The 13,221-nt window shown below is 56.3% G+C and carries 13 protein-coding genes; 9 read left to right on the top strand and 4 right to left on the bottom strand.

The annotated features are described in order from the left end of the window. Positions 1-2: 2 nt before the first annotated feature. Genes hemX through hemC form a run of 3 tightly spaced genes read right to left on the bottom strand, consistent with a single transcriptional unit; the run spans position 3 to position 2,896 of the window. The gene (gene hemX, locus ACMVME_RS22065; protein WP_014172141.1) at positions 3-1,196 is read right to left on the bottom strand and encodes a uroporphyrinogen-III C-methyltransferase; all 1,194 of its coding nucleotides are present in this window, start codon (positions 1,194-1,196) and stop codon (positions 3-5) included. Positions 1,197-1,217: 21 nt separating this feature from the next. Further along, on the bottom strand, positions 1,218-1,958 hold the full coding sequence (gene hemD, locus ACMVME_RS22060; RefSeq protein ID WP_014172140.1) for a uroporphyrinogen-III synthase: 741 nt from the start codon (positions 1,956-1,958) through the stop codon (positions 1,218-1,220). Next, positions 1,955-2,896, bottom strand: coding sequence for a hydroxymethylbilane synthase (gene hemC / locus ACMVME_RS22055; protein ID WP_032669623.1), 942 nt, complete (start codon positions 2,894-2,896; stop codon positions 1,955-1,957). The genes hemD and hemC overlap by 4 nt, the downstream gene beginning before the upstream one ends. 346 nt (positions 2,897-3,242) lie before the next feature. On the opposite strand from hemC, the gene cyaA reads away from it, so the two are divergent. Then, a complete protein-coding gene (cyaA, locus tag ACMVME_RS22050) occupies positions 3,243-5,786 on the top strand; it encodes a class I adenylate cyclase (RefSeq protein WP_014172138.1) in 2,544 nt (847 codons plus the stop codon). Between the two features lie 43 nt (positions 5,787-5,829). On the opposite strand, the gene cyaY is transcribed toward cyaA, so the two are convergent. Then, positions 5,830-6,150 carry an iron donor protein CyaY gene (cyaY, locus tag ACMVME_RS22045; protein WP_410398510.1) on the bottom strand — a complete coding sequence of 107 codons (321 nt, stop codon included), beginning with the start codon at positions 6,148-6,150 and terminating at the stop codon, positions 5,830-5,832. 135 nt (positions 6,151-6,285) lie between these two features. Here cyaY and lptM point away from each other — a divergent pair, with 135 nt between their 5' ends. The 8 genes from lptM to corA all read left to right on the top strand — a co-directional run bounded on the left by lptM (position 6,286) and on the right by corA (position 13,219). Beyond that, positions 6,286-6,489 (top strand): LPS translocon maturation chaperone LptM, encoded by a 204-nt coding sequence (gene lptM, locus ACMVME_RS22040; RefSeq protein WP_025202779.1) that lies wholly within the window; start codon positions 6,286-6,288, stop codon positions 6,487-6,489. A gap of 35 nt (positions 6,490-6,524) precedes the next feature. Then, the gene (gene dapF, locus ACMVME_RS22035) at positions 6,525-7,349 is read left to right on the top strand and encodes a diaminopimelate epimerase (protein WP_020882883.1); all 825 of its coding nucleotides are present in this window, start codon (positions 6,525-6,527) and stop codon (positions 7,347-7,349) included. Beyond that, positions 7,346-8,053, top strand: a complete 708-nt coding sequence (locus tag ACMVME_RS22030) for a DUF484 domain-containing protein (protein WP_014172135.1) — start codon at positions 7,346-7,348, stop codon at positions 8,051-8,053. Before dapF ends, ACMVME_RS22030 begins: the two co-directional genes overlap by 4 nt. Beyond that, positions 8,050-8,952, top strand: a complete 903-nt coding sequence (xerC, locus tag ACMVME_RS22025; protein ID WP_068795459.1) for a tyrosine recombinase XerC — start codon at positions 8,050-8,052, stop codon at positions 8,950-8,952. Before ACMVME_RS22030 ends, xerC begins: the two co-directional genes overlap by 4 nt. Next, on the top strand, positions 8,952-9,668 hold the full coding sequence (gene yigB / locus ACMVME_RS22020; RefSeq protein WP_047742263.1) for a 5-amino-6-(5-phospho-D-ribitylamino)uracil phosphatase YigB: 717 nt from the start codon (positions 8,952-8,954) through the stop codon (positions 9,666-9,668). Before xerC ends, yigB begins: the two co-directional genes overlap by 1 nt. An 80-nt stretch (positions 9,669-9,748) precedes the next feature. Then, complete coding sequence (gene uvrD / locus ACMVME_RS22015) at positions 9,749-11,911, top strand: DNA helicase II (protein WP_148577061.1); 2,163 nt, start codon at positions 9,749-9,751, stop codon at positions 11,909-11,911. Between the two features lie 149 nt (positions 11,912-12,060). Further along, positions 12,061-12,117: a YsgD/CorL family protein gene (gene ysgD / locus ACMVME_RS22010; RefSeq protein WP_212743980.1), complete on the top strand. Its 57-nt coding sequence runs from the start codon at positions 12,061-12,063 to the stop codon at positions 12,115-12,117. Positions 12,118-12,268: 151 nt separating this feature from the next. Then, positions 12,269-13,219, top strand: a complete 951-nt coding sequence (gene corA / locus ACMVME_RS22005; protein WP_020882881.1) for a magnesium/cobalt transporter CorA — start codon at positions 12,269-12,271, stop codon at positions 13,217-13,219. The last annotated feature ends 2 nt before the right edge of the window (positions 13,220-13,221 follow it).

The following is a 13,221-nucleotide window of genomic DNA, read 5'->3' as shown; positions in this document are numbered from 1 at the left end:
CATTACTCTCCTTGTGGCGCGCTTTCAGGCGCTGGCGCGGCGGCAGGGGCCTGGGCGTGAGGTTCTGCCGGAACGCCCGGTTGCGCCAGCAGGTTGCGCACGCGCGTCTGCATCAGTTTCTCCAGAATCGGCTGGCTTTCCAGCTTGTCCGGCACGTTCATGGTGATGTTCTGCTGGCTCAGTTTATCAATGTCATCGAGGAAAGCCGTGGTCGTGGCATCATCGGTATTGTAGTAAGCACGTACCCATGTCGAGACGTTATCAAGCGCCTGTTTGTAGGTTTCTTCCTGATGACGCGGTACGGCTTGGGCCGCCACCAGCAGGCGGGAGCGAATGTTTTCGCGCAGATAAATGTCCTGATTCGGCGCTAACAGCGGAACGGCGGTTTCGTCACGGCGGCGGATAGTAATGAAGCTATCCATAAAGTTCTGCCAGCTTTTTTGCAGGTTCACGCGCCATTCGCTCAGGGAGCTGGAAAGCTCGGTGCCGTCAGAATCCATCGGGGAGTCATCGTCGTTGTTATCCGCCAGCTGCAGGTTATCAATCTGGTTTGAAAGCTGATTGACCTTCAGGATGATGCCATCGTAGTCCACCTGCGAAACGGCAGAGAGGCTGGCGATATCTTCGGTAATGGCACGACGCGCGGTAATGAGGCTCGGATCGTTCATGTCTGCCAGGCTCGCATCAGCGCTTTTCAGCAGCGCGGCGGCGGTGGTGACGTCCTGATCGCTCCAGAGCTTACGTCCGGCCAGCTTCACCAGGAAATCGGCCTGCGAGAGCAGCCAGGTTTTGGCATCGGTACCGGAAATCGTGGCGACTTTCTGCTGCACGTCGTCCAGCTGTTTGGTCAGCTCTTCCTGTTTGCTGTTCGCCTCAGCGAGCGCCGCGGACTGCTGTTTAATCACCGTTTCCAGTTCAGTTTTCTGCGTCTCCTGCGCTTTTTGCAGGGCGGTAAGCTGATTGACCAGCGTGTCGTTGGTCGCCGTCTGGCTGGAACCTTGCTGTTTCACCAGGCCATAGAGACCAACGCCGGCGGCCAGCGCAATGGCGATGGCTATCGCGCTCAGCGCAAGGCTGGTTTTATTGCTGCCGTTCTTCTTCTCAACGGTTTTCTCAGTCGTTTCTGACTGCGGCGTGATGTCCACAGTCTCCCTGGTCTCTTCAACCACGGCGGAGGATTTATCGTGTTCCGTCATTATGGCTTCCCATTATGAGAGTTATTGTAATGCGCGCAGCAGCGCATCGTTGTCAGCGTTATCAGCGATCCGAATATCTTGCCAGCCCAGTTCCCGGGCCTGGTTCGCCAGACGCTCACTGACGACCAGAAGCCGGCAGTGGAGTAACCAGTTTTCACGATACCAAAGGGGCACCAGCGACCAGAGCTGCTGCAGCATTTCACCGCTGGTCACCACCAGGGTCGTAATGCCGCGCATATGCCAGCGCATCGCCTCTTCCGCACCATCGTAATGTTTTGCACAACGCTGATAGCATTCGCAGAACGTGACCTCAGCCCCGCGTTCCCGCAGCGTTTCGCCCAACAGTTCGCGCCCGCCGTTACCGCGTAAAATGAGTGCACGCTTTCCGGCAATAGTTTGTAATTCAGGTAATTGTAGCAAGACTTCGCTGATTTCCCGATCTAACGGGTAACGAACGTCTGTTCCGCTTACGGTATGCAACGCCAGTGCCGTTGTACGACCAATCGCAAAATAGTGAGGGGCGGTTGGCCAGTTAAGCCCCTGCTGTTGCAGCTGCGCCTGGGCAAATTCCACCGCATGTTGCGACAGCGCAAACAGCAAGTCGCCCTGCTGGAGGGTATTCATATGGTCGGCAAGCGCGGACAGCTCCCGACCGGGGGAGAATTCAATGAGCGGAAAACTCCAGGCCACCTGCCCCAGTGCGCGCAGACGGCTCACTAACTGCTCTCCTGCGGGAGAAGGGCGGGTGACAAGAATACTCATGCAGGGGGTTCTCCATTATACACCTCAGCCAGGATCTCGCGGGCGCCGTTATCCAGCAGCTCTTCTGCCAGCGACACGCCAAGCTGTTCGGCATCTTGCGCTTTACCGCGACGTTCGCCGCGTACCATCTGTGAACCGTCCGGTGCGCCAACCAGCGCTCGCAGCCACAGTTCACCGTTAATTAATTCAGCATAGCTGCCAATCGGCACCTGACACCCTCCTTCGAGGCGGGTGTTCATGGCGCGCTCGGCGTTAACGCGGATAGCGGTCTCATCATGGTTCAGTGGGGCAAGCAGCGCGCGGGTACGCTCATCATCCAGACGGCATTCAATGCCGACGGCACCCTGACCCACGGCCGGCAGCGACAGCTCAGGCGGCAACGCGACGCGAATGCGCGACGTCAGCCCCAGGCGCTTCAGACCCGCAACCGCGAGGATAATGGCATCGTAATCGCCGTTATCCAGCTTGCTCAGACGCGTACCAACGTTACCGCGCAGCGAACGAATGATCAGGTCCGGACGACGTTCTGCCAGCTGACACTGACGACGTAAACTGGACGTGCCAACCACGCTGCCTTCTGGCAACGCATCGAGCGAATCATAGTGATTGGAGACAAACGCATCGCGCGGATCTTCACGCTCGCAAATGGTCACCAGCCCCAGCCCTTCCGGGAACTCGACGGGCACATCTTTCATCGAATGTACGGCGATATCGGCGCGGTTCTCAAGCAATGCCAGTTCCAGTTCTTTGACAAACAGGCCCTTGCCGCCCACTTTAGCCAGTGGCGTATCAAGGATCACGTCACCGCGCGTGACCATCGGCACCAGCTCGACGCACAATCCACTGTGGCAGGCTTCAAGGCGCTGCTTAACATAATGTGCCTGCCAGAGCGCAAGAGGGCTTTGGCGTGTGGCAATTCTCAAAACATTGTCTAACATGCTTGTTACCGTCATTATCAATCGCTAACCATCCTAACATTGTTGACTCTGGGATGGCAGTTTTACGGTGATGAAGAAGAGAGGGACAGGGCGGGGTTCTCGTCAGCCACAGCCGTATTAAGGAATTTACACGTACAGAACGGTGCTACACTGTATGTAGCGCATCTTTCTTTACGGTCAACCGGCAAGGTGTTAAATTGATCACGTTTTAGACCATTTTTTCGTCGGTACCACCATAATGATAAGGGCGAAAAAAGGTAACGGTTCTCTTTTTGTAATACTGCGGGTCCGCTGTTATTTCTGTTTTGAATAGCGTGCGACACCCGGAAACATCAGGCGATACGTCTTGTACCTCTATATTGAGACTCTGAAACAGAGACTGGATGCCATAAACCAACTGCGTGTCGATCGCGCGCTTGCTGCTATGGGCCCTGCTTTCCAGCAGGTATACAGTCTTCTGCCGACATTATTGCACTATCACCATCCGCTGATGCCTGGCTACCTTGACGGTAACGTTCCCAGAGGCATCTGTCTTTTCACGCCTGATGAAACCCAACAACACTACCTGACCGAACTTGAACTCTACCGTGGTATGCCGCCGCAGGAATCACCGAAAGGTGAACTGCCGATTACAGGCGTTTACACCATGGGCAGCACCTCCTCGGTTGGGCAAAGCTGTTCTTCGGACCTGGACATCTGGGTCTGTCATCAGTCCTGGCTCGATAACGACGAGCGTCAGCTGCTGCAACGAAAGTGCAGCCTGCTGGAAAGCTGGGCCGCGTCGCTTGGCGTAGAAGTCAGTTTCTTCCTGATTGATGAAAACCGTTTCCGTCATAACGAAAGTGGCAGTCTGGGTGGTGAAGACTGCGGTTCAACCCAGCACATCTTACTGCTGGACGAGTTTTACCGTACTGCCGTACGCCTGGCCGGTAAGCGTATTCTGTGGAATATGGTGCCGTGCGACGAAGAAGAGCATTACGACGATTACGTAATGTCGTTGTACTCCCAGGGTGTGCTGACACCAAATGAATGGCTGGATCTGGGTGGCCTCAGTTCGCTTTCCGCCGAAGAGTACTTTGGCGCGAGCCTCTGGCAGCTCTATAAAAGCATTGATTCGCCGTATAAGGCCGTGCTGAAAACCCTGCTGCTGGAAGCCTATTCCTGGGAATACCCCACGCCGCGTTTGCTGGCGAAAGATATCAAGCAGCGTCTGCACGACGGAGAAATTGTCTCCTACGGGCTGGATGCTTACTGCATGATGCTTGAACGCGTCACCGAATATCTGAAAGCCATTGATGACACCACGCGTCTCGATCTGGTGCGTCGATGTTTCTATCTCAAAGTCTGTGAAAAACTCAGCCGCGAACGCGCATGCGTGGGCTGGCGTCGTGAAGTGGTCAGTCAGTTGGTTAAAGAGTGGGGATGGGACGAAGAACGTCTGTCGATGCTTGATAACCGCGCCAACTGGAAAATCGATCAGGTGCGTGAAGCGCACAACGAACTGCTCGACGCCATGATGCAAAGCTACCGCAACCTTATCCGCTTTGCGCGTCGTAACAATCTCAGCGTTTCCGCCAGCCCGCAGGACATCGGGGTATTGACGCGTAAACTGTACGCGGCGTTTGAAGCATTGCCGGGTAAAGTCACGCTGGTTAACCCGCAGATTTCACCGGACCTGTCAGAACCGAACCTGACCTTTATCTATGTGCCGCCGGGCCGCGCAAACCGCACCGGGTGGTACCTGTACAACCGTGCGCCAAGCATGGACTCGATCATCAGCCATCAGCCGCTGGAATATAACCGCTACCTGAACAAGCTGGTGGCCTGGGCCTGGTTCAACGGCCTGCTGACCTCGCGTACCCGGCTGTTTATCAAAGGCAACGAGGTTGTCGATTTAGCCAAACTGCAGGAGATGGTGGCGGATGTCTCCCACCACTTCCCGCTGCGTCTGCCGGCGCCGACGCCAAAAGCGCTCTACAGCCCGTGTGAAATTCGCCATCTGGCGATCATCGTCAACCTGGAATATGACCCGACGGCGGCCTTCCGCAATCAGGTGGTCCATTTTGATTTCCGCAAGCTGGACGTCTTTAGCTTTGGCGAGCAGCAAAACTGCCTGGTGGGCAGCGTAGACCTGCTGTACCGCAACTCGTGGAACGAAGTGCGTACTCTTCACTTCAACGGCGAGCAGGCGATGATCGAAGCGCTGAAAACGATTCTCGGCAAGATGCACCAGGACGCTGCGCCGCCGGACAGCGTTGAGGTGTTCTGCTATAGCCAGCATTTGCGCGGTCTGATCCGTACCCGTGTGCAGCAGCTGGTTTCAGAGTGCATCGAACTGCGCCTCTCCAGTACCCGTCAGGAAACCGGTCGCTTTAAAGCGCTGCGCGTCTCCGGACAGACCTGGGGCCTGTTCTTCGAGCGCCTGAATGTTTCAGTACAGAAGCTGGAAAACGCCATCGAGTTCTACGGCGCCATTTCGCACAACAAGCTGCATGGCCTGTCAGTGCAGGTGGAAACCAACCACGTGAAACTGCCACAGGTCGTGGATGGCTTTGCGAGCGAAGGGATTATTCAGTTCTTCTTTGAAGAGTCGGGTGACGACGCCGGTTTCAACATCTACATCCTGGATGAGACGAACCGCGCTGAGGTTTATCACCACTGTGAAGGCAGTAAAGAGGAGCTGGTGCGCGACGTCAGCCGCTTCTATTCGTCCTCACATGACCGCTTTACCTACGGCTCCAGCTTCATCAACTTTAACCTGCCGCAGTTCTACCAGATTGTGAATGTAGACGGACGTTCGCAGGTGATTCCGTTCCGTACGCAGGCCGTTACGCCAGCGGTTCCCGCCAGCCAGGACACTACCCCGCTGTTGCAGCAGTATTTCTCCTGACAGTTTTTGCCCGGTATGCAGCGCACCACCGGGCAAAACAGACTCAACGAAAACGCACGTCTTCGCCTGCCTGCGCGGTCGCCGCCTGTTCCAGCAGCTCCCAGAACGTTTCGCCGCTACGGTCACACACCCATTCGCCCTCTTTCAGATCGAAATGGTAGCCTCCCTGTTTGGCGGCCAGCCAGACCTGGTGAAGCGGCTCCTGGCGGTTAATAATAATTTTGCTGCCGTTTTCGAAGCTCAGGGTCAGAATGCCGCCGTTGATCTCACAATCGATATCGCTGTCGCCGTCCCAGTCGTCAAGCCGCTCTTCGATGGTCATCCATAAGGTGTCTGCAAGGCGATGGAATTCACTGTCGTTCATGGTTTTGTTCCTGTTTTTCGTGATGCCGGCAGTATAACGCTAAATAATTCCCGTTGCAGGAAAGCGGCAAACTCTTGCTTTTGTGTCTTCTCCTGCGATGATAGAAACAGATTTGAACTTACGGGCAACTTTATAATGAAAAACGTTTTCCGAACGCTTGCCGTTCTCATCACGCTGTTTAGTCTGACGGGCTGTGGACTGAAGGGACCGCTTTACTTCCCGCCAGCGGATAAAACGGCGCCGCCGCCGACGAAACCTGTGCAAAGCGGTATTGAGTCTTCCACGCCAGACACGAACGATCGTGGCAATAATGGTGGTCCGACTCAGGTTAATCTCTGACGATTACGTTCTGTACCCGCGCAATGGAGCGAATGATGCAGTTCTCTAAGATGCATGGCCTTGGCAACGATTTTATGGTCGTCGACGCGGTAACGCAGAATGTCTTTTTCTCCCCGGAACTGATCCGCCGCCTGGCGGATCGGCATCTGGGCGTGGGGTTCGATCAGCTGCTGGTGGTTGAGCCGCCGTACGATCCTGACCTCGATTTCCACTACCGTATTTTTAACGCTGACGGCAGTGAAGTCTCCCAGTGCGGCAACGGTGCGCGCTGTTTTGCCCGCTTTGTCCGCCTGAAAGGGCTGACGAACAAGCGCGATATCCGCGTCAGTACCGCGAATGGTCGCATGGTGCTCAGCGTCACCGATGACGATCTGGTTCGCGTGAATATGGGCGAGCCGAACTTTGAACCTTCCGCCGTGCCGTTTCGCGCAAACAAAGCGGAAAAGACCTATATTATGCGTGCGGCCGAGCAGACAGTATTGTGTGGCGTCGTCTCGATGGGAAACCCGCACTGCGTGATTCAGGTTGATGATGTGGAGACCGCCGCCGTTGAAACCCTCGGCCCGGTGCTGGAAAGCCATGAACGCTTCCCGGAACGCGCGAATATTGGTTTTATGCAGGTGGTGAAGCGTGAACACATCCGTCTGCGGGTGTATGAACGCGGCGCGGGCGAAACCCAGGCCTGCGGAAGCGGTGCCTGCGCGGCAGTGGCCGTCGGCATCGCTCAGGGGTTACTGGCAGAAGAGGTTCGCGTGGAGTTACCAGGCGGTCGTCTTGATATCGCCTGGAAAGGACCGGGTCATCCGCTGTTTATGACTGGCCCGGCGGTACATGTCTATGACGGGTTTATCCATCTATGAAGCAACCAGGGGAAGAACTGCAGGAAACGGTGACGGAACTGGACGACAGTGCTGTTGTTGATTATCTGCTGAACAATCCCGCGTTTTTTATTCGCAATGCACGTCTTGTCGAACAGATGCGCGTGCCGCATCCGGTGCGCGGGACCGTGTCGCTGGTCGAATGGCACATGGCTCGCGCGCGCAACCACATCAATCAGCTTGAAGAGAACATGACGCTGCTCATGGAACAGGCGAACAATAACGAAAGCCTGTTCTATCGACTGCTGCATCTGCAGGCGCGTCTGGCCTCGGCCCACAGCCTTGACGAGTTTCTCAGCCGTTTCCACCGCTGGGCGCGAGAACTGGGGCTTGCAGGCGCAACCCTTCGTCTCTTCCCCGACCGCTGGCGCATTGGTGCACCGTCTGGTTTCACCCATCTGGCGCTGAGCCGTCAGGCGTTTGAGCCGCTACGTATTCAGCGCCTGGGTCATCAACATCATTATCTGGGGCCGCTGAACGGACCAGAATTGCTGGTGGTATTGCCAGAAGCCAAAGCGATTGGCTCGGTGGCCATGTCACTGATGGGGCGCGATGGCGACTTAGGCGTGATGTTATTTACCAGTCGCGACGCGCATCACTATGAGCAGGGGCAAGGTACGCACCTGTTGCAGGAGATCGCCCTGATGCTGCCTGAGCTGCTGGAGCGCTGGATTGAGCGCGTATGACGGACGGACTTCTTGCCACTGACGTCACGCGATTTCTGCGCTACCTGGGGGTTGAACGTCAGCTTAGCCCCATAACGCTGCTGAACTATCAGCGTCAGCTTGATGCCATCATGCAGATTGCCGATGAAATCGGCCTGAAAAGCTGGCAACAATGTGACGCTGCGACGGTTCGTGGCGTCGTCGTGCGTAGCCGCAGGAAAGGGTTAGGCCCGGCGAGTCTGGCGCTCAGGCTCTCTGCCCTGCGCAGTTTCTTCGACTGGCTGGTGAGCCAGGGCAGCCTTAAAGCCAACCCGGCGAAAGGCATTGCCACGCCAAAAGCACCGCGTCATCTGCCTAAAAATATCGACGTCGATGATGTCAATCGCCTGCTGGATATCGATCTTAACGATCCGCTGGCGGTGCGTGACCGCGCGATGCTGGAGGTGATGTACGGTGCCGGACTGCGTCTGTCAGAACTGGTCAACCTCGATATAAAACATCTCGATCTGGATACCGGCGAAGTGTGGGTGATGGGCAAGGGCAGCAAAGAGCGCCGCCTGCCGATTGGTCGCAACGCTGTCGCCTGGATTGAGCACTGGCTTGACTTGCGCGGGCTGTTTGGCGCGGAAGAAGATGCGCTGTTCCTGTCGAAACTCGGCAAGCGGATCTCGGCGCGTAACGTGCAGAAGCGTTTTGCGGAGTGGGGCATTAAACAGGGGCTGAACAGCCATGTTCACCCGCACAAGCTGCGACACTCTTTTGCGACCCACATGCTTGAATCAAGCGGCGATCTGCGCGGCGTGCAGGAACTGCTCGGCCACGCGAATTTGTCCACCACCCAGATTTATACCCACTTAGACTTCCAGCACCTTGCCTCGGTGTATGACGCGGCGCATCCACGCGCCAAACGGGGGAAATAATGCGTTTTTACCGCCCACTGGGTCAGATATCAGCCCTTACCTTTGACCTTGATGACACCCTTTATGATAACCGCCAGGTGATCCTGCGTACCGAGCAGGAGTCGCTGACGTTTGTGCAGAACTATCACCCGGCGCTGAAGACGATGCAGAACAAGGACTTCCAGCAGCTGCGTCAGACCCTGCGGGAGACCGAGCCGGACATTTACCATGACGTGACCGAATGGCGTCGACGTGCGGTTGAACAGGCGATGCTGAATGTTGGCATGAGCGCGCGTGATGCGGCGATAGGGGCTGAAGCGTCCATGGAAAACTTCGCCAAATGGCGCAGCCGTATTGATGTGCCACAGGAGACCCACGATACGCTGGCCGCGCTGGCAGAGAAGTGGCCGCTGGTGGCGATTACCAATGGCAATGCCCAGCCTGAGCTGTTTGGTCTTGGCGATTATTTTGAGTTTGTGCTGCGCGCGGGCCCGCACGGGCGCTCGAAACCGTTTAACGATATGTATCACCTGGCGGCGGAAAAACTGAACCTGCCGCTCGGCGAAATGTTGCATGTGGGTGATGACCTGACCACGGACGTGGCCGGGGCGATCCGCTGCGGCATGCAGGCCTGCTGGATCAAGCCGGAAAACGCTGACCTGATGACAACGCCGGACAGCCGTCTTGTGCCGCACGTGGAAATTTCACGGTTGGCATCCCTCACGACGCTGATATAATCATCAATTGTTCTGTATAAATTAACAGGGTTTTGGCGAAGGAATCACATTCGCCTGCCTGACATTACGTGACGGTGCCAATGGACGTTTCTTACCTGCTCGACAGCCTTAATGACAAACAGCGTGACGCGGTTGCCGCTTCGCGCACCAACATGCTGGTGCTGGCTGGGGCGGGCAGTGGTAAGACACGCGTGCTGGTACACCGCATTGCGTGGCTGCAGAGCGTGGAAAACTGCTCACCGTATTCCATTATGGCGGTGACGTTTACCAACAAGGCGGCGGCAGAGATGCGCCACCGAATCGCACAGCTGATGGGCACCAGCCAGGGCGGCATGTGGGTGGGTACTTTCCACGGTCTGGCGCATCGCCTGCTGCGGGCCCACCACATGGACGCTAACCTGCCGCAGGATTTCCAGATCCTCGACAGCGAAGATCAGCTGCGTCTGCTGAAGCGTCTTATTAAGGCGATGAATCTCGACGAGAAGCAGTGGCCGCCGCGTCAGGCAATGTGGTACATCAACGGCCAGAAAGACGAAGGGCTGCGTCCGTACCATATTCAGAGCTTCGGCAACCCGGTCGAGCAAACCTGGCAGAACGTTTATAAAGCCTATCAGGAGGCGTGCGATCGCGCAGGTCTGGTGGACTTTGCTGAGCTGCTGCTGCGTGCGCATGAGCTGTGGCTCAACAAACCGCATATCCTGCAGCACTATCGTGAACGCTTCACCAATATTCTGGTGGACGAATTCCAGGATACCAACAACATCCAGTATGCATGGATCCGCCTGCTGGCCGGTGATACCGGCAAGGTGATGATCGTCGGTGATGACGATCAGTCCATCTATGGCTGGCGTGGGGCGCAGGTGGAAAACATTCAGCGCTTCCTCAATGATTTCCCCGGTGCTCAGACCATCCGTCTGGAGCAGAACTACCGTTCGACCAGCAACATTCTGAGCGCCGCCAACGCCCTGATTGAGAACAACAACGGGCGTCTGGGTAAAAAGCTGTGGACCGATGGCGTTGACGGTGAACCGATCTCTATCTACTGCGCATTCAACGAACTTGATGAAGCGCGCTTTGTGGTGAACCGTATTAAAACCTGGCAGGACAACGGCGGCGCGCTGGAGCAGTGTGCCATTCTCTATCGCAGCAACGCCCAGTCGCGCGTGCTGGAAGAGGCGTTGCTGCAGGTGAGTATGCCGTACCGCATTTACGGTGGCATGCGCTTCTTTGAACGTCAGGAGATCAAAGACGCGCTCTCGTATCTGCGTCTGATCGCAAACCGTAATGACGATGCGGCGTTTGAGCGCGTGGTGAACACCCCAACTCGCGGCATCGGTGACCGTACCCTGGATGTGGTGCGTCAGGCCTCCCGCGATCGCCAGCTGACACTCTGGCAGGCGTGCCGCGAGCTGTTGCAGGAGAAAGCGCTCGCCGGACGTGCAGCCAGCGCCTTACAACGCTTCCTGGAGCTGATTGATGCCCTGGCACAGGAAACGGCCGATATGCCTCTGCACGTACAGACTGACCGGGTGATTAAAGACTCCGGCCTGCGCACCATGTATGAGCAGGAGAAAGGCGAAAAGGGCCAGACCCGTATTGAGAACTTAGAGGAACTGGTGACGGCAACGCGCCAGTTCAGCTACAACGAAGAAGACGAAGATTTGATGCCGCTGCAGGCGTTCCTCTCCCACGCGGCGCTGGAAGCGGGCGAAGGGCAGGCAGACACCTGGCAGGATGCGGTTCAACTTATGACCCTGCACTCCGCCAAAGGTCTGGAGTTCCCGCAGGTGTTTATCGTCGGGATGGAAGAGGGGATGTTCCCGAGCCAGATGTCGCTGGATGAAGGTGGACGTCTGGAGGAGGAGCGTCGTCTGGCCTATGTTGGCGTGACGCGCGCGATGCAAAAGCTGACGCTGACCTATGCCGAAACCCGACGCCTGTACGGTAAAGAGGTGTATCACCGTCCGTCGCGCTTTATCGGCGAACTGCCGGAAGAGTGCGTGGAAGAGGTACGCCTGCGCGCCAGTATCAGCCGCCCGGTCAGCCATCAGCGTATGGGCTCGCCGATTGCTGAAACGGACACCGGCTACAAGCTGGGTCAGCGCGTGCGTCATGCTAAGTTTGGTGAAGGCACCATCGTCAATCTGGAAGGTAGCGGCGAGCACAGCCGCCTGCAGGTGGCGTTCCAGGGGCAAGGTATCAAATGGCTGGTGGCAGCCTACGCCAGGCTGGAAACTGTGTAACTTTCAGAAAAATATCATTATTTTGTAATAATCTGCTAGCCTTATACGTTGAAGGTCAATTAATGCCCTTCAGCGTTCCGTTGCGTGTTGACGCCACTATTACTGCTGGCGTAACATGCGCGCACGATTACGCTAAGAGGACATTCGCCTTGGACACACCCAGTAGATACTGGCTCAATTCCCTGTCATCCAGGAACAACTCCTAAGGCTATCTCCTCTTGCTGATGGCCTTAGTGGTTGTCAGCGACCTGCATTATTCCCGTCGCGCTGAGTCAGGCTGTTTAATGGTCTGAAACCCAATTTGTTTCTGTGTGCCCACCGAACTGTCCGATATTTTTTGCATTGGGAGTCCCGGTCATGTTGAGCGCATTTCAACTCGAAAATAACCGACTGACTCGGCTTGAAGCCGAAGAGTCACAGCCCCTCATTGATGCCGTATGGGTGGATCTGGTCGAGCCGGACGACGATGAGCGCCTTCGCGTACAATCTGAGCTGGGGCAAAGCCTGGCAACCCGCCCGGAACTGGAAGACATCGAAGCATCTGCTCGTTTTTTTGAAGATGAAGACGGTCTGCATATTCACTCCTTCTTCTTCTTTGAAGACGCCGACGATCACGCAGGTAACTCCACCGTGGCGTTTACCATTCGTGACGGTCGCCTGTTTACCCTGCGCGAACGTGAGCTGCCCGCGTTTCGTCTCTACCGCATGCGCGCCCGTAGCCAGGCGATGGTCGACGGTAATGCCTACGAACTGCTGCTGGACCTGTTTGAAACCAAAATCGAACAGCTGGCGGATGAAATTGAAAACATCTACAGCGACCTGGAAAAGCTGAGCCGCGTCATCATGGAAGGTCATCAGGGCGATGAATACGACGAAGCGCTCTCGACGCTGGCAGAGCTGGAAGATATCGGCTGGAAGGTGCGTTTGTGTCTGATGGATACCCAGCGCGCGCTGAACTTCCTGGTGCGTAAGGCGCGTCTGCCGGGCGGTCAGCTGGAGCAGGCGCGTGAGATCCTGCGCGATATCGAATCCCTGCTGCCGCACAATGAATCGTTGTTCCAGAAGGTCAACTTCCTGATGCAGGCGGCGATGGGCTTTATCAATATCGAGCAGAACCGCATCATCAAGATCTTCTCGGTGGTCTCGGTGGTCTTCCTGCCACCGACGCTGGTGGCCTCGAGCTACGGGATGAACTTTGAGTTTATGCCGGAGCTTAAGTGGAGCTTTGGCTACCCTGGCGCGATTATCTTTATGATCCTCGCCGGGCTGGCGCCGTACCTCTACTTCAAGCGCCGTAACTGGCTGTAAAC

The sequence above is a fragment of the Enterobacter cloacae complex sp. 2024EL-00711 genome (genome assembly GCF_047529885.1).
Lineage (GTDB): Bacteria > Pseudomonadota > Gammaproteobacteria > Enterobacterales > Enterobacteriaceae > Enterobacter > Enterobacter ludwigii.
The sequence above is the reverse complement of the archived record's forward strand: the minus strand, read 5'-3'. Positions and strand labels throughout refer to the sequence as shown.